At 65.3% G+C, this 16741-nt stretch carries 14 protein-coding genes and 1 tRNA gene; 5 read left to right on the plus strand and 10 right to left on the minus strand.

Annotated elements, in window-relative coordinates; genetic code table 11:
• Positions 1 to 64: 64 nt before the first annotated feature.
• From AC1DT7_RS12500 to AC1DT7_RS12510, 3 genes are all read right to left on the minus strand, one after another.
• Positions 65 to 1453: a helix-turn-helix domain-containing protein gene (locus AC1DT7_RS12500; protein WP_478036279.1), complete on the minus strand. Its 1389-nt coding sequence runs from the start codon at positions 1451 to 1453 to the stop codon at positions 65 to 67.
• A 284-nt stretch (positions 1454 to 1737) separates the two neighbouring features.
• Complete coding sequence (locus tag AC1DT7_RS12505) at positions 1738 to 2121, minus strand: type II toxin-antitoxin system death-on-curing family toxin (RefSeq protein WP_478036280.1); 384 nt, start codon at positions 2119 to 2121, stop codon at positions 1738 to 1740.
• Between the two features lie 3 nt (positions 2122 to 2124).
• Positions 2125 to 2382 (minus strand): AbrB/MazE/SpoVT family DNA-binding domain-containing protein, encoded by a 258-nt coding sequence (locus AC1DT7_RS12510; protein ID WP_478036281.1) that lies wholly within the window; start codon positions 2380 to 2382, stop codon positions 2125 to 2127.
• A 91-nt stretch (positions 2383 to 2473) separates the two neighbouring features.
• Here AC1DT7_RS12510 and AC1DT7_RS12515 point away from each other — a divergent pair, with 91 nt between their 5' ends.
• Entirely contained in the window at positions 2474 to 3430 is a 957-nt protein-coding gene (locus AC1DT7_RS12515) for a cation diffusion facilitator family transporter (protein ID WP_478036282.1), read from the plus strand.
• Positions 3430 to 4011 (plus strand): hypothetical protein, encoded by a 582-nt coding sequence (locus AC1DT7_RS12520; RefSeq protein WP_478036283.1) that lies wholly within the window; start codon positions 3430 to 3432, stop codon positions 4009 to 4011. The genes AC1DT7_RS12515 and AC1DT7_RS12520 overlap by 1 nt, the downstream gene beginning before the upstream one ends.
• Before the next feature lie 19 nt (positions 4012 to 4030).
• Here the strand turns inward: AC1DT7_RS12520 and AC1DT7_RS12525 are convergent, their stop codons facing one another.
• From AC1DT7_RS12525 to AC1DT7_RS12540, 4 genes are all read right to left on the minus strand, one after another.
• Positions 4031 to 4579: an O-acetyl-ADP-ribose deacetylase gene (locus tag AC1DT7_RS12525; RefSeq protein WP_478036284.1), complete on the minus strand. Its 549-nt coding sequence runs from the start codon at positions 4577 to 4579 to the stop codon at positions 4031 to 4033.
• A gap of 62 nt (positions 4580 to 4641) precedes the next feature.
• Positions 4642 to 5346 (minus strand): DUF4893 domain-containing protein, encoded by a 705-nt coding sequence (locus AC1DT7_RS12530; RefSeq protein ID WP_478036285.1) that lies wholly within the window; start codon positions 5344 to 5346, stop codon positions 4642 to 4644.
• 89 nt (positions 5347 to 5435) lie between these two features.
• On the minus strand, positions 5436 to 6221 hold the full coding sequence (locus AC1DT7_RS12535) for a 3-hydroxybutyrate dehydrogenase (RefSeq protein ID WP_478036286.1): 786 nt from the start codon (positions 6219 to 6221) through the stop codon (positions 5436 to 5438).
• Between the two features lie 23 nt (positions 6222 to 6244).
• Complete coding sequence (locus AC1DT7_RS12540; RefSeq protein WP_478036287.1) at positions 6245 to 7414, minus strand: patatin-like phospholipase family protein; 1170 nt, start codon at positions 7412 to 7414, stop codon at positions 6245 to 6247.
• A gap of 152 nt (positions 7415 to 7566) precedes the next feature.
• On the opposite strand from AC1DT7_RS12540, the gene ypfJ reads away from it, so the two are divergent.
• Positions 7567 to 8493 (plus strand): KPN_02809 family neutral zinc metallopeptidase, encoded by a 927-nt coding sequence (gene ypfJ, locus AC1DT7_RS12545; RefSeq protein ID WP_478036288.1) that lies wholly within the window; start codon positions 7567 to 7569, stop codon positions 8491 to 8493.
• 481 nt (positions 8494 to 8974) lie between these two features.
• Here the strand turns inward: ypfJ and AC1DT7_RS12550 are convergent, their stop codons facing one another.
• Positions 8975 to 10021 (minus strand): DUF2171 domain-containing protein, encoded by a 1047-nt coding sequence (locus AC1DT7_RS12550; protein WP_478036289.1) that lies wholly within the window; start codon positions 10019 to 10021, stop codon positions 8975 to 8977.
• 245 nt (positions 10022 to 10266) lie between these two features.
• On the opposite strand from AC1DT7_RS12550, the gene AC1DT7_RS12555 reads away from it, so the two are divergent.
• A tRNA-Ala gene (locus AC1DT7_RS12555) sits at positions 10267 to 10342 on the plus strand.
• Between the two features lie 310 nt (positions 10343 to 10652).
• Here the strand turns inward: AC1DT7_RS12555 and AC1DT7_RS12560 are convergent.
• On the minus strand, positions 10653 to 11456 hold the full coding sequence (locus tag AC1DT7_RS12560; protein WP_478036290.1) for a hypothetical protein: 804 nt from the start codon (positions 11454 to 11456) through the stop codon (positions 10653 to 10655).
• A gap of 395 nt (positions 11457 to 11851) precedes the next feature.
• Here AC1DT7_RS12560 and AC1DT7_RS12565 point away from each other — a divergent pair, with 395 nt between their 5' ends.
• On the plus strand, positions 11852 to 13159 hold the full coding sequence (locus AC1DT7_RS12565) for a sensor histidine kinase (protein ID WP_478036390.1): 1308 nt from the start codon (positions 11852 to 11854) through the stop codon (positions 13157 to 13159).
• 24 nt (positions 13160 to 13183) lie between these two features.
• Here AC1DT7_RS12565 and AC1DT7_RS12570 read toward each other — a convergent pair whose 3' ends face one another.
• Positions 13184 to 16585 carry an acyl-[ACP]--phospholipid O-acyltransferase gene (locus AC1DT7_RS12570; RefSeq protein WP_478036291.1) on the minus strand — a complete coding sequence of 1134 codons (3402 nt, stop codon included), beginning with the start codon at positions 16583 to 16585 and terminating at the stop codon, positions 13184 to 13186.
• Positions 16586 to 16741 lie beyond the last annotated feature (156 nt).

Here is a 16741-nt window from a genome sequence, read left to right on the forward strand (position 1 = left end):
GAACCGCGTTAAGCTGTCACAATATGCCACAATACCAGGTAAATTTGTAAATTATCGACTAGCCTCAATCACCGCCGAAGGAGAAGGGCGATACACCGCGTTCGCGCTCGTTGATCAGCATTACCCGTCCGATCGGGGGCGCAGAACGTTGCGGACAGCGCTCGCGCAGACACGCACGGCAGCCAAGGCCGATCGGGGTCGCCTCGCCCTTGAGGTCGACGCCCCTTGCCACTGCCAGGCTGCCGGCGAACTCTGCCGCCACGCCAAGCCCGACCGCAAACTCGGCCGGCACCGCGCCATAGCGCCGGCCCTGGGGTGCCACCGTTCGCGCAATGGTGAGCCAGCGCGCGCCACCCTCGAGTTCGACCAGTTGCACCGCCAGCGAACCCGGCCGGTCAAAGGCATGGTGGATGCGCCACAGGGGGCAACGCCCTTCGGCCTCCGCCAGCGGCGATCCGCTCGCACCCGAGAAGCGCTTGGACGCCTGCCCAGCCCGGTCGACCCGAACCATGAAGAAGGGCAGTCCGCGTGCGCCCACGCGCTGGAGCGTGGGCAGCCGGTGCGCGACCTGTTCGAAACCCACACCGAAGCGCCGCTGGAGCAGCTCCAGATCATAACCCGTCGCTTCGCACGCACGCAGGAAGCGGGCATAGGGCATCATCACCGCGGCGGCGAAATAACTGGCGAGGTGGCGGCGATAGAGCCGCTCCGCCGCGCGGTCGGTGAAGCTCGCCCCCTTGCCCAGCGCGTCGATCTCGCCCCGCGCCTCGATCTGCGCGAGCTGGAAGGCGGCAGCGAAGGTGCGCGAGGCGGGGTCGAGCGTTTCGCTCAGCTGCAATTGCCGGGCATGGAGATCGAGCCGGCGTAGCAGATCCGGCATGACATCGACCGGCAGGATACGGATCGTGAGCTGATGCTTGACCCGCAACCGCTCGGCAATGGCGCCATAAAGATCGCCCGCGCCGAGCCGCAATTCGTCCGCGAGCTTTTCCGCCGCAACATCCAGATCGGCGAAATGCCCGCGCCACCGCTCGATCTCGCGCCGCACCTCGGCAATCGGATCGCTGGCACCCGCCTCGCCCGGCGCCGAGCCCGACCCGATCCGGTCATAGGCCCGGGCAAAGGCCTCCGCACCGCCCGGCGCGCCGGCAAGCCATTCCTCGACCTCGTTCCGGTCGATCTCGAGATCGGCAAACATTGGATCGGCCAGCCGCCGCCGGATTGCCGGTTCCCCACCCCCCGGCTCTCCGGCAGCAAGGGCACGCGGATCGAAATCGAAACTTTCGGCCAGCTTGACCAGCAGCGACGCGGACAAAGGCCGCTGGTTGCGCTCGACCAGATTGAGATAGCTCGGCGAGATCGCCAGCACGTCGGACATCGCCGCCTGGGTCAGGCCCGCCTGACGGCGCAGACGCCGCACCGCGTGCCCGGCAAAGAGTTTCCTGTCCGCCATATCCGTGCTCCTCCGACAGATCCGCCATCGTCAGCAGCCAGACTTTTGTCAACTTTTTACAGAATTTCAGACATTGCGCCATGCAGACATGACAACGCGACATCGCAACCTCGCCCACACCGCCTGACTTCGGCAATGTACCCCTCTAGGGCCGGTCTCAGGCAGCTCCTCTAGGCAGCCTCGTTTAGTCCACACGACCGTAGGAAGCCGCTCATAGCGGCGCCTTGAAAGTTTCCTGGGGAGGAAAGGATGCCCGCCGGCGGATATGCCGGCGGGCATTTCCATTACGGGACCAGTCTGGCGCTGAACCAATCGGTGACGGCAGCCTCGTCCAACTCGCCCGCAGCGAGTGCCAACACCATTCTAATGGCATCTACCTTGTCGAAAGCGATGGCCACTCCGTTCAGCCGCAGGAATAATCGCGCCATCACCCAGGCCGTACGCTTTTTGCCATCGTTGAATGGATGGTTGCGGGCTATACCGAACGCATAAGCGGCCGCCAGCGCACAGGGATCGTCCTCCCCATAGGCGTGCTTGTTCAAAGGCCGGCTAATCGCCGATTCCAGCAGACCGGCATCCTTGATGCCGTCGAGCCCGCCATGCTCAGCGAGTTGGCGCTCGTGGACGGCGAAAGCCAATTCCGCGCTCAGGAATCGCAAGTTCGTCATCGCCTAGCGAGCGAGCACCGCCAGAATGTCACGATCCTCACGCATGATTTCCTCTGCCGCGCCCATCGCGTCTGCAAAATCAGGGTCATGCGCCGACAAACTGTAACCTTGCGGCGACTCATTCAGAAACAACGCATCACCCTGTGAAACGCGCAACCGATCCAGCACTGCACGCGGCAGGATCACGCCGGTCGAATTACCGACCTTGATGAGCTTGAGTTTCTTGGCGCGCATGTCGCCATCGGTGACGTGTTTGTTCATACGCATGTTATAACAGGTCGCAGCGGATCGTTTCAATCGCTGGCGCGCTTCAGTCGTCTGCGCTTAGGATGCCTCGCAAAAGGAAACAGCATTGGCGGCAACGAAGCAGGGCTCCAACCTCGTCATCTATGCGGCGCTCGCGGCCAATCTCGGCATCGCGGTCGCCAAATTCGTTGCCGCCGGCATCTCCGGGTCCTCGTCGATGCTGACAGAGGGTTTCCACTCGGTCGTCGACAGCCTCAACCAGGTCCTGCTCCTCTACGGTCAGAAGCGGGGGCGCCGGCCGCCCGATGTCGATCATCCCTTCGGCTATGGTCGCGAGCTGTATTTTTGGAGCTTCGTGGTCGCGATCCTGATCTTCGCGGTGGGATCTGGCGTGTCGATCTACGAAGGCTGGGTCCATATCGCCGAGCCCGAGCCTCTCCGCGATCCGACGATCAACTATATCGTGCTCGCGGTCGCCTTTGCGATGGAGGGAGCGTCCTGGATCTTCGCCATGCGCGAATTTGCCGGGTCGGTGCGCGGCACGAACTGGTGGCAGGCGGTACGAGCGTCGAAGGACCCGGCCGGGTTCATCGTGCTGTTCGAGGATTCGGCGGCACTTGCCGGCCTGGTGATCGCCGCGATCGGCGTCTGGGCCAGCCATGCCTGGGGTGATCCGCGCATCGACGGCGTCGCCTCGATCGCGATCGGCCTGTTGCTCGGCGTGGTCGCCGCGCTGCTGGCGCGTGAGGCAAAAGGGCTGCTGATCGGCGAAGGGGCCGACCCGGCCGTGGTCACGCAGGTCCGCAAGATCGTCGATGCCCGACCGGAAATCACCTGGGTCAATCATGTGCGGACGATTCACACGGCGCCCGACCGGATCTTCGTGGCGATCAGCGCCGACTTCCGCGACACGCTCAGCATGGGCGAAGCCGAGTTGCTGATCGAAGCGATCGAGACCGACCTGAAGGCCGCGCTGCCACAGCTCTCGTCCATCTATATCCGGCCCGAGCGACGGGAGGATGCGACCGCGCTCCACCCCGACGAGGCGGTGGGCGGCTGCTGATGCAGGCCAGCCGCCGCGATCTGCTGGCGGCGGGGCTTTGTGTGATGCTGCTGCCGCCCGTTCCGGCGCTCGCGCTGGCGCCGCATTTCCCGATCGACTGGCAGGGCGTGCCCGAGACGCCGGAAATCGCCGCCGCGCTCGCCGCGCAGATCGCACTGGTCGAGGCACTGCCGATCGACCCGGCGATCATCGACTTCTTCGCCGGCCAGCGCATCGCGGTCGACACCATCCCCGGCAGCATGTCGCGCATCGCGCCGGACGGGGTGCATTTCGAACGACGTGCGGTGCCGTCCGATGATCCGATGCTGCTGCACGAACTGCTCCACCGCTACCACCTGTTGCGGTTGCCTGACGGCTATCGGAACGCGGATGTGCTTCAGTTCTACGAGGAGGCCCGCGCTTCCCGCCTCTATCCTGCAGGCGCCTATATGCTGAGCCATCCCGTCGAATTCTTCGCGATGACGGCAAGCGCGGTCCTGTACGGCCGGCTGGCGCGGCCGCCGTTCTCGCGCGCCGACGTGGCGAGAAAATCGCCGAAGCTGTATCAATGGATCGTCGGGGAGTTCGGGCTGCTGGTCTAGGTTGCCGACCGCAGCACCGTCAGCCCTTTGATGACCGGGCATCGCGCCGCGCTGCGGCTGCGGCGTAGATTTCTGTTGCCCTCACGTCAAAGCACACAAAGATGATCCGATCGAAAGCATCTGGCGACGCCTCGAGCCAGTTGGCGACCGATACGGCCGCCACATCGGCGGCCTTGTCCATCGGATAGCCGAAAATCCCGGTCGAGATGGCCGGGAACGCGATGCTTCGCAGTCCGTTCTGTCGAGCCAGCGCGAGCGCTGAATCGTAACAGCTGGCTAGCAGCGCGGGCTCACCCGCCTCACCACCGCGCCATACCGGGCCGACCGTATGGATGATGTGGCGCGCGGGAAGACGATAACCCTTTGTGATTTTGGCAGCGCCCGTCTTGCATCCGCCCAGAATACGACATTCGTGCACCAGGTCCGGCCCTGCCGCCCGATGGATTGCTCCATCCACGCCACCGCCGCCGAGCAGCGAGGAATTCGCCGCATTGACGATGACATCCACGTCGCACTTGGTGATATCGCCGGTGATCACGTCCCAGCGGCTGGTATCGATGCCTGCCATTCCTGGACGGTACAGTTTTTTGGCTGTTACTGCTATCGACTGGGCTTGCCTGCCGTCTCGCACTACTCCGCCGGTACCAGCTCCACCACATCGACGATCGATTCGAATTTCGGCCAGGGCAGCACTAGCCGCCAGCGCTTGTCGCCGACCCGCTCGATATAGCCGGCCATGTCGCGGCCATCGTCGCGGCCGTAATCCATCGGCTTCTTTTCATCGCCGAACATCATCGTGCCGAGGAACACCACCCGCGCGCCGCCGTCGGGAAAGAGCAGGCCAACCGGTCGCTGCGATCCGCCGACCTTGTACAGGCTCGACACCTCGCCCTCATCGTTGATCCGGCATTCATAAGGCGGATAGGCGGTGAAATCGCGCATCGCGGTGCCGTTGGCGCCGAGCTTGAACACGCGGCAGCGATAGCGTCCCGGCGGCGGTGCCGCATTCGACAGCGCACGATCAGGCTCGAACAATGCACCCTGCCCGGTCAGGTCGGCACCGCGGCCAGCCGCCTTGATCTTGCCCAGCGCCGTGATCCAGGCGGTGCGCCAGGTCCGCAGTCGCTCCCGGTCCTTGTCGGTCGCGACCTTGTGCCAGTCCATGCTGGCCACCCTCAGCGTCACCGGCAAAGGTGGTTCAGGTGCCGGTGGCGACGCGGTCAGCGGCACGATGGCCGGCGCGGGCGCCGCGGCGACCTCGACGGGCTTGTTCGCCTTGCCACCACACCCGGCAAGAAGGGCGCAGCCACACAGGCTGAGGGAAAGTCTTTTCAAGCGACCGGTTCTTTCATCAGCAACGGTGCAGCTAACCACGGCCCGCCTTGATTGCCAACCCGGAAGAACCCGGAGGGTTCTCCTTCCCGTCAGGCTGCGGTCCAGCCGCCATCGACCGAGAGGTTTGCACCGGTGATCGACTTCGCCTCGTCCCGGCACAGGAACAGGGCGAGCGCCGCAACCTGTTCCGGCGTGACGAACTCACGCGTCGGCTGGGCGGAGAGCAGGACGTCGTTCAGCACCTGCTCGCGCGTCATGTTCCGCGCCTTCATCGTGTCGGGGATCTGGTTCTCGACCAGGGGCGTCCAGACATAGCCGGGCGAGATGCAGTTGACGGTGATGCCGTTGGTCGCGGTCTCCAGCGCAATCGTCTTGGTCAGGCCGGCGAGGCCGAATTTCGCCATCACGTACGCGCTCTTGTTCGGGCTCGCGACGATCGAATGGGCCGATGCGGTGGAGATGATCCGGCCCCATTTCGCCGCCTTCATATACGGCACCGCCGCCTGCATCATGTACCAGGCCGAGGTCAGGTTGATCTTGATGATCGCCTCGAACTTGTCGTGCGGGAAATCCTCGATCGGCGCGACATGCTGGATGCCGGCATTGTTGATGATGATGTCCGGCCCGCCCAGCTCGTCATGGCAGCGCTTGACCATCGCGGCGATCGCCGCAGGGTCGGTCATGTCGGCTGCGTCGTAGAGCGCCTTGGCTCCGCTGGCCGCCTCGAGTGCGGCGCGCTCCGTCTCGATCGCGGCCGCATCGCCGAAGCCGTTGATCATCACGCTCGCGCCCTCGCCGGCCAGCACCTTGGCATAGGCAAGGCCGATGCCCGAGGTGGAACCGGTGATGATCGCGCTCTTGCCCTTGAGGAACATGGGGTTCTCCGTGGTTGAAAGTCTCAGATGGTCGGGGGTTTCGCCGTTAGGTCGAACGCCGCCGTCTTGCCGGTTTCGATATTGGCCGCGACGAGGCGCGCGTTGACCATCGTCTCGGCAATGGCCTCACGCCCGGCATGCCAGTGCTCGCGCATGGTCCGGGCGGAAAATTCGAAGTCGCGCGATCCGCCTTCCCAGGCGTTGGTGCGGTAGATGAGCTGGACGAGGCTGACGGGATGCTCCGCCGAGCTCGCTTTCAGCGCGAGCACGTCCGGGTCGTTCAGCATGGCGTCGGGCAGCTTGGCGATCACTTTGCGCGCAATCTCCCGGTCCTTGCGGATACGCATGACCTGATCCGACACCTGGCGCGTCCGGCTTGAGAAGCGGATCTCCTTCTCGCGCGCCGCGACGTCCATGATCGTCCTCGGCCGGTCGGCCGCTGCGGCGAACAGGTCGACCTGGAAAGCGAGCAACGGCTCGGACTGATTGTCGAGCACATGCGTGAGCGGCGTATTCGAGACGAGGCCGCCGTCCCACCACAGCCGCCCGTCGATCTCGACCGGCGGCAGGCCGGGCGGCAGCGCGCCCGACGCCATGATATGTCGCGCGTCGATCCGCGTGGTCCGGGTATCGAAATAGTTGAAATTACCACTCTCGACATCGACCGCGCCGACCGAGAGCCGCACCGGCCCGTTGTTCAGCAGATCCCAGTCGACCAGCGAATCGAGCGTCTCCCGCAGCGGCGCCGAGTCGTAGAAGCTCAGCGCCTCGGGCGAGCCCGGCACGGCGAAGACGGGCGACACCATGCGCGGCGCGAAAAAGCCCGGCACGCCAGCCGCCATGACATAGCCGGCCGACCATTCGTGCAGCCATTCGCGCAGATGATCGTCGGGGTAGATCGGGAAGCTGGGCAGCGACGAGGTCACCATGTCCCAGAAGGCAGTGAGCATCTCGACGCGTTTATGCGGTGGGTTGCCCGCGAAAATCGCCGCGTTGACCGCTCCGATCGAGATCCCGGCGACCCAGTCGATCTCGATCCCGCGCGACTGCAGCCCCTCGATCACGCCCGCCTGATAGCTGCCGAGCGCCCCGCCGCCCTGAAGCACCAGCGCGACGCACTCGGGCAGCGGCAACACCTCCGCCTGTCGAAGCTGGGCCTGGCGCAGCGGCCTGGGGGTTTCGGCATCGGCCATCGACCTCGCCATGCGCCGCCGGGGCGGCGGGATCAACGGCAGTTTGATGAAAATAGCGTCACGTGCGATCGACGGATATATGTGCGAGGCTTGCAACAAGCTGGGCCGCCGCGCATTCATGCCGCATCGGCAACGACCCCGGGACCAGGAAGATGCGCCTCGACGATTTCGATCCCAACATCAATGTAGAGGATCAGCGCGGTCAGGGCGGCGGATTCGGGTTCGGCGGCGGTGGGGGCGGCGGCGGGATGCTGTTCGGCCTGCTGCCCCTGGTGATGAGCCGTTTCGGTTGCGGCGGCGTGGTCGTGCTGCTGATCGTCTTTGCGCTGTTCGGCGGGCTCGGCTCGCTCACCGGCGGCGGCGGTGGCAGCAGCATTTCCGCGCCTGGCACCGAACGGGTCGGCAACGGACCGACCGCGGGCAGCGATACCAAGTCGAGCTGCACCCTCAATGCCGAAAGCAAGGCCGCGTGCAACGCGTTCAGCTCGGCCGACAAGACCTGGGCAGCGCTGTTCAGCAAGGCAGGCGAGCGCTTCGCCCAGCCCAAGCTGGTGTTCTTCGGCGGTCAGGGTCAGTCGGGCTGCGGCGCGGCGCAGAGCGCGATGGGACCCTTCTATTGCCCGAGCGACCAGGGCATCTATCTCGACACCAGCTTCTTCAACGAGCTGAGCACGCGCTTCGGCGCCAAGGGCGATTTCGCGCAGGATTATGTGATCGCGCATGAATTCGGCCATCACATCCAGAATCTGCTCGGCACGTCGGACAAGGTCCAGCAGCAGATGGCGCGCGCCAGCCGTAGTCAGGGCAATGCCCTGTCGGTCAGGCTGGAGCTTCAGGCGGATTGCTTCGCCGGGGTCTGGGCGGCGCAGAACCGCGACCGGATGGAGCCGGGCGACCTGGAGGAAGGCATGACCGCAGCTCAGGCGATCGGCGACGATACGCTGCAGAAAGAGGCGCAGGGCCGCGTCGTGCCGGACAGCTTCACCCACGGCACTTCGGCCCAGCGCATGGCCTGGCTGCGGCGCGGGGTCGACAGCGGCGATCCGAACCAGTGCGACACGTTCAGCGGCGCGATCTGAAGCGCCGCTGACAGCAGGACCCGGCATCGCGGGCCGGTCCGTTTTGGAGATTCGCGCACAGGCGCAGAGGCGCGGACAGTATCCGCTACATGCCCGGCACGTCGTGACAGCCAGCCCGGGTCTGTGAATGCGCAAGTGCCCAAGCATGATGATCGCGCGGGGCGTGATCTCTGCGCGTCCGCGCCTCTGCGCAAACCTCTTCAGGCATGACCCTGGACGCGTCTCAAGTAATATAGAATCTGACTCGCCCGATCTGATCGTCACCCCGGACTTGTTCCGGGGCCCACCGTGCCGCAAACTCGTCGGCAGAGGATCTTACGACACTGTGGATGCCGGAACAGGTCCGGCATGACGAATTTGCGCGCTTCCATCCGGTTGGATCAGACCCTCGAACGAGCCAGCCATAGCCGCCAGCGTAGAACCCAAAAGAAAACCCCTCCCCCCTTGCGGGGAGAGGGGCCAGGGAGACCTCGGTCAGGGCTTAATAGGTGCCCGAGAAGCTCCGGTTGAGGACGTGCGGGCCCTTGCCGCTCTCCTCGTCGCGATTCTCGCCGAAGAAGGCACCGTTGCGCTCCTCGTCGCGCCAATGGGCTTTGGCGTCCTCGGCCGTCTTGCGGATCTTCACCTTGTCGTCGACCGAGTCGATCCAGCGTGACGGGATGGAATGATGCCGGCCGCCGGCGTCGGCGTCGCACTTCGTCAGGATGATCCGGTCGCCGCGCACCTTGTCGACGGTGCCGACATGCTCGCCGTCGGAACCGAGAACTTCCATATGCTCGCTCACCTTGGATAGCGAACCGCGCTGGGTCTGGCGTTCGGTCCGCCAGCTGCCGAACTCGTTCTCGAACTTCGAGCGGTTCTCCCGGCGATATTCGTCATAGTCGCGGTCCAGCGCCTCGATCTGCGACCGGCGCCAGCTGTGATAATCCCCATCGTGATGGTGGCTGTCGCGCGCATAGGGGCTGTCCCAGCGACCGCCGCCCTGGCGCTCGTCGTAGCGCGAGTCCATTTCGCGACGACGCTCGGCCTCCTCGTCACCGAACCAGGAGCGGACCTCGTCCCCGGCGCGGCTGAAGAAGTCGCGATCCTGATAGTCATAACCCTCGGGCCGGCCGCGGTCTCGGCGGCCATAATCTGACCGGCCCTCGTCGCGATCACCCGTCTCGGTAAAGCGATGTCCGTCCGAACGATAGCTGCCGCGATAGTCGCCCTGGAAGCCGGCATCGCGGGTGTAGCGGCGCTGCCCGAGATTGCGCTGATCGCGCTGGGCATAGGCGCCATTGCCATATTCGCGGGGGCCGTAGTCGCGCCCGCCATAGTCCCGACTGCCATAATCCCGCGATCCGAAATCACGCTGGCCGTAGTCGCGACCCCGGCCGCGGCCCAGTTCGCCCGCCGCCTGATATTCGCGGGCGCTCGAATAGGTGTAATCCTGGCCCGACCCGAAATCGCGGGTGTAATCGGCCTCGCCGCGGTCCGAATAATCGGCCTGCGGGTTGGTGTTCCGGAGATAGCGTCCATTGTCCATGACGGCGTCCTTCCTTCGATATTGCAGTGGCGGCAGGCACGATGGCGTACCCGCTCGACTGTTCAGGAAAGGATCGAAAGCCGTGTTAGTTCCGATAGTTACGCAGGCGTAGCGATATCCCGCCCCACATACGACGCGGTCCGTTGCGGTGAAAGTTGAAGAGCCATCGGCGATCCGGTTGCATCGCCCAAAAAGGCTCGCTAAACGCGCATTTCCGGCTCGACATACGGGCCCGGAGCGGGTGCGGGGCTGTAGCTCAGATGGGAGAGCGCTGCAATCGCACTGCAGAGGTCAGGGGTTCGATTCCCCTCAGCTCCACCAGCGCCCGTTGAAGATTGTGTTTTTCCCGGTTTCGGGTCACCCGGCCCACCAAGATGCCGCTTCGCGCGATGGGCTTTTTCAAACCGGAAGCACGCCCACGAACCTCTAAAACACCTCCCGCCAGCGCGGTCTTGGCTTCGACGGTCATGCTGCGCGCAGCCAGCGAGGTGGTGATCGGCGTCAAGTCGGTCGTCAGCGCGTTTCGGATCGGCAGAAGCCGGAATCATCGGGCAGATTGAAATCGGTGCGATATTGCGGAAGCGGCTTTCATCGCTGCGCCGCGACCGTGATTAGTCGGCAAAGTCTCCGGTCAGCGCTTGTGCGTCGGCGCCAGGATGAGCCTCACTGGTTCCGGCGGCGGCGGAGGCGGAGGCTCTACCGGCGGTGGGGTGATTGCAGGCGGCTCCGGCGCATCGCGGACGATTGGCGGGAGGATCGGCCTTCGCCCCTTCGATCGCGGATCACCGCGCCCGGCTTTAACTGGCTTGGCCGCGACGGCCAGCGCATCCTGACTGAGCCGGTCCACGTCAAGGACGGAGAGCATGATCTGCTCCAGATCGGCCGCACCGCTGCTCATGGTCTGCGTCGTCACCTCGGGCGCGCCATTCAAGACGGCTCCGGCGGCGGCGACGACCATGCCGCGCGGCGTGCGTTGCGAGATTTGCCCGCTCAGTACGTAGGTCGCCTCGGATCCCACCCGCTTATAGGCTGCCGTTCTGGAACCCGCCGGGCCACCGGCATGGCTCACCCGCAAGAGATAGGCTTTGGCGTGAGGCGCCTCGATGGGGCCGATCTCCGCGACCGCCGTTCCACCATGTGCCGCGGCGCCTCTCGCCCCAAGGGTGAACAACCAGTGCCGGTCGGCGATGGAGGCGATGAGGGCGTAGCTGCTCACAGGAGCGCTCTCTGCCGCCTGGAGCGTGGGAAAGCGTTCGATCTTCCAGTAAAGCGGGCCGGCCGGAAGGCGCGTGACCCGGCGTTCGGCAACCAGAATCGAATAATAGTCGCCCTTGGCAGACGCCGCCTGCACGTCCGGGGACCGTGCCCAGGCTTCCCCTACCGGGGCAATGCCCAGCAGCCCGAGCGCCAACACCTTGAGGAACAACCAGTTCATGCGCATGCGCGTTATTTGACGGCTGCCGCGTCGAACTACAAGCCAATGCTGGCCGGCGGCGCGATGCCCCTCCCCCAACCCACCGGCCGACATCAACCCCGGCCTGATGCAGCGCAGCCTCGACAGCGACCATAAGTCGAAGATCAATTGAAGTCGGAACAGGCGCCGACGCGTCGAACCGACTCACGGTCCGCGATCTCGGCACGAATTGCCTGAACGATGGTGGACACCGTCGCGAATTTTATTCAGACAATTCCGCGCCTCACAGGCTGTTCCGGAGAATAGATGACTGACCTCCGCCCGACCCCAGAGACATCAACTCTCTCTTTCATCAGCCTTCAACAGAATCCTGACGCAGTGTCGCCATCAATGCCTGACGAAATCGCGTGACGCGTATGGCCGGAACGCTCATCTCCAAGCCGACAGCTCCCTGGGCAGGCCCCAAGCCCCGCCCCCGCGGCGCGCGCAAGGCATGGTCGCGCATCATGCCGCTGCTGGTCGGGCTGGTCGTCATCACCACGGTCACCCTGTTCATCCGCGCCGAGTTCGCGCCGATCGTCGATCCGGCGCTGCTGAACCCCTGGGTCGCCTATATGGGCGCCTGCATCGTCTTTCAGGTCGGCACCATCGCCGCATCGCTGGTGCCGGGCTGGCGCGCAAAGAGATCGCGCCGCTTCTGGGTGACGATGGGGCAGATCGCGTCGCTGGCGTTCAGCGCGGGCATCGTCGCCAGCGTGTGGATACTGATGCCGCCAGCCGGCGACATCCTGCGACTGCTGATGATCATCCTGTGCATGTGGTTCATCGCCATGGTGATCATCCTCAACCGGGATCGCCTGTCGATCGTCGGCGCGCTGGCGGTGGTCGCGTCGATGGCGTCGTTCACCTTGGTCTACGACGTCGAATATGCCCTGCCCCTGGCCGGCTTCCTCATCATGGAGGGCGTTGCCCTGGTGATGATCCGCCGCCTGATCTGGCGCGCTGCGGAAACGCTGGAGGCGGCGCTCGCCATCGTCCGCAAGGAGCGCGATGCGAAGACCCGCTTCATCGCCTCGGCCTCGCACGATCTGCAACAGCCGCTTCAGGCGGCGAGCCTCTATTTCGACCAGATCCTCGACAGCACGGATGACGCCCTACGCGAGCGGGCGGTGGCCGGCGCACGCAGCGCCTTCGCCTCGACTCAGTCGCTGCTCGAAACCATGCTCGACCATCTGCGGCTCGAAGCCGGCGCGGCACCCGTGCGGATCGAGCCCGTCGCGCTGGACGAAACCCTCTCCGCCATCGCGCTCGAACAGGGCGCCGTGGCGCTTGCCGCGGGCATGCGGATCAGGGTGGTGCGAGGCGGCCTGATCGTTGCCGCCGACCGGCGCATGCTGAAACGCATTCTGGGCAATCTCGTCGGCAATGCGATCAAACATGCGCAGGGCGAGCATATCCTGATCGGCACGCGCCGCCGCGGGGACCGGGCCGAAATCTGGGTGATCGATGACGGCAACGGCATCGCCATTGCCGATGTCGACCGCATCTTCGAGGATTACACCCGCGGCACCGACCATGGCAGGGTCGAGCGCGGCGGGTTCGGCCTTGGCCTGGCATCGGCCCGGCGCATGGCGCAGCTCATGTCGGGCACGCTCGACCTGGAGCGCCGCTGGACCGGCGGCTGCGCCTTCGTGCTTCGGCTGGAGCTGGCGGAGCGAAACTGAGCCCCGCCAGCTCTCAACCGGAGATCAGGCGGCCGCCATCGCCCCCATCGTTACATAATCGAGCTTGCCGGTGCCGAGCACGGGCAACTCCTCCACCACACGGATATCGCGCGGGATGGCGATCTCCGCCACGCCGTTCGCCTTGCCCCAGGCCTGGAGCGCGGCGGCGGCCGCATCCTTGCGGGTGGTGAACAGCACGAGCTGCTCGCCCTTGCGCGCATCGGGCCGGGTGACGACGGCATGCTCCGCGTCAGGCCAGACCGCCGACGCATAGCCTTCCACCGCGGGTAGCGAGATCATCTCGCCGCCGATCTTGGCGAAGCGCTTGGCGCGGCCGCGGATGGTGACGAAGCCGGCCTCGTCGATCGTCACGATATCGCCGGTGTCGTGCCAACCGCCCGCGGGAGGCTGGAGCTGTCCGGGCGCATCGACCTTCAGATAACCTGCCATGATGTTCGGCCCGCGGATCGACAGCCGCCCGCCCTCGTCGATGCCCGGCACCGTCTCCAGCGTCGCCTCGATGCCCGGCAGCAACCGGCCGACGCTGCCCGATCGGAAATACATCGGTGTGTTGACCGCGATCACCGGCCCCGCCTCGGTAGCGCCATAGCCTTCAAGGATACGCAGCCCGAACTTGTCGGCATAGGCGCGCCGCGTCTCGTCCCGCACCCGCTCTGCTCCGGCGAAGATGTAGCGCAGCGAGTAGAAGTCGTAGCTATGCGCCATGCGGGCATAGCCGGCGAGGAAAGTGTCGGTCCCGAACAGGATCGTCGCGTTGGAATCGTACGCCAGCGCCGGCACGATCCGGTAATGCAGCGGGCTCGGGTAGAGTAATGTCTTGATGCCGCTGAGGATCGGCAGCAGCGTGCCGCCGGTCAGGCCGAAGCTGTGGAAGACGGGCAGCGCGTTGAGCACCAGGTCGCTCTGGTTGAAGTCGATCCGTGCCGAGAGCTGCAGGCAGTTGGCGAGCAAGTTGCGGTGGGTGAGCACCACGCCCTTGGGCAGCCCTTCCGATCCGCTGGTGAACAGGATCACCGCGCCGCTGTCAGGCGAGACGCGGCGACGACGATGCAGCCGCCCGGCAAACCGCGTGGCGAGCAATGCGCGCAGCTTTGCGCCGCCGCCGATGCCGGCCGCCACGTCTTCGAGATAGCGGATCGCGATGCCCTCCGCCGCGAGACCCTCGACCACCGCCTCGAGCTTGGCTTGGGTGACGAAGGCGCGTGCGGTCACGATGGTGTGGATCTCCGCCGCCACGCACGCCGCCTTCAGATTGGCGAGGCCCGCCGTATAGTTGAGCATCGCCGGCACCCGCCCGATCGCCTGCAGCGCGAAGAAGCTCGCGACCACGCTGGACACGTTGGGCAGCAGCACACCGATCGCCTCGCCCTGTTTCGTACCGGGCTCGAACGCGCGGCCGAGCGCCAGGCTGCCGGTGATCAGGCGCTTATAGGTAAGCGGATCGCGTTTGATGTCCTCGACCACCGCAGTCTTGCCGCCATGGATATCCTTCGCATCGAGCAACGCCTGGAACAGCGTCCGGTCGATGTCCGACGTGGCGAAGATCATGTCGCTCATCACGTCATAGAGTTGCCGCCCGGCAACGGCGCGGCGCGCGCGCGCGCTCATCTTGCCCTCGATGACGAAGCGGCGCGGCGGCAGGATGGTCAGGCTGATCTGCGGGAAGGTCCGCTGGCGCACCTTGCCCTTGAGATAGGAGAAGGGCGTGAACTGCGCCCCGTCGATCCGCACCGGGACGATCGGCGCATCGGCCTTGTCGGCGACCATGCCCGGGCCGTCGAAGATCTTCATCAGCGCGCCGGTGACGGTGATGCGCCCTTCCGGGAAGATCACCAGCGTGTTGCCGCCGCGCACCGCCTTGATCATCGACTTAGCCGACATCGGGTTGGTCGGATCGACCGGGAAGGCGCGGAACAGCTTCAGTGCCGGCTGGATCCACCACAGCTTCACCACCAGGCTGTTGACCGCGAACACCGGCTTGCCCGGCAGGAACACCGCGAGCAGCAGGCCGTCCAGCCACGACACATGGTTTACCACCACCACCGCGCGGTCGCCCGGCTGCGGCATGTTCTCGGCGCCGTGCACCTCGATCCGGTAGATCAGCTTCAGGATGGTGCGCAGCGTCGCCTTGATCACCGTTTCCGGCAGCAGCCAGCAGGAGATCAGCGCGATCGCCAGCGTGGAGAAGCCGAGCGCACCGATCACGCCGGGGATGCTCGCACCCTGCGACTGGATGAACAGGACGACCGCCACCACCGCGACCATGATCGCCGCGTTGACGATGTTGTTGGCGGCGATGATGCGCGAGCGTTCCTCGGGCGCCGTCGCCGTCTGCAGGACCGCATAGAGCGGCACGACGAACATGCCGCCCGCGGCCGAGATGCCGACCAGATCGACCAGCACGCGCCAGTTGCCCGGATTCTTCGCAAACTCCCATGAGGTCACCGGGGTGCCAGGGATCGGATAATGCCGCGTCGCAAGCCACAGGTCGATCATGAACGCTGCCATCGCCAGGGCCGAGGCGGGCACGAACTTCGCCGACACAACGCCCTTGAGCAGGCGATTGACCAGGGTCGAGCCGAGCGCGATCGAGACCGAGAAGACGATCAGGAACAGGGTCACCACGCCCTGCGTGCCGCCGAGCGCGCCCGAAACGAGCGGCAGGAAGTTGGTGACCAGGATCGCCCCGACCGCGAAGAACCAGCTGATGCCGAGGATGCAGAGCCACACGCCCTCCCCCTGATGCGCCGATTTGAGGATCTGCCAGGTGCTGCGGAACGGGTTGCGATCGATCGTCAGGTCGGGTGCCGCCGGTGGCGCGGGCGGGATCGCCCAGCTTGCCGCAAAGCCGAGACCGGCCAGCGCGGTTGCCGCGAGGCCGCATTCCCACGCCGGCAGCACGCCGGTCACCGCGAGCAGCTGACCGCCCAGGATGGCGAGGAAGGTGCCGCCCTCGATCAGGCCGGTGCCGCCGACGATCTCGTTGCCGTGCAGATGCTGGGGCAGGATCGAATATTTCACGGGCCCGAAGAAAGTCGAATGCATGCCCATCATGAACAGGGCGGTCATCAGCGCCGGCACCGACTGAAACCAGAAGCCGATCAGGCCAAGCGCCATGATGATCACCTCCGCGCCCTTGATGATGCGGACCAGGCGCGCCTTGTCCCAGGCGTCGGCGATCTGCCCGGCCATCGCCGAGAACAGGAAATAGGGCAGGATGAACAGGCCCGTCGCGATGTTGCCGAGCAGGGCGACATGGTTCGGGTCCTGCGGAAACAGGGTGTAGGTCGCGAGGCTGAGCATCGCGAACTTCAGGACATTGTCGTTGAACGCCCCCAGGAACTGAACGACGAACATCGGCGCAAAGCGCCGTTTCGCGAGCAGCGAGAAATCGGGTGCCGACATTATGCTTTGCCTCCCAGCAGGTCAGGCATCATGGCGGACCGGCGCCCGTTCACCAAGGCGTAGCGTTACCATTCTGGAACCTAACCGAAATCCCCGGCGATTCGCCGGACAATTATCGCAATGCCCTTAAATTGAACGATGTTCAATAAAGATATT

This window comes from Sphingomonas sp. P3_C6 (assembly GCF_056402595.1).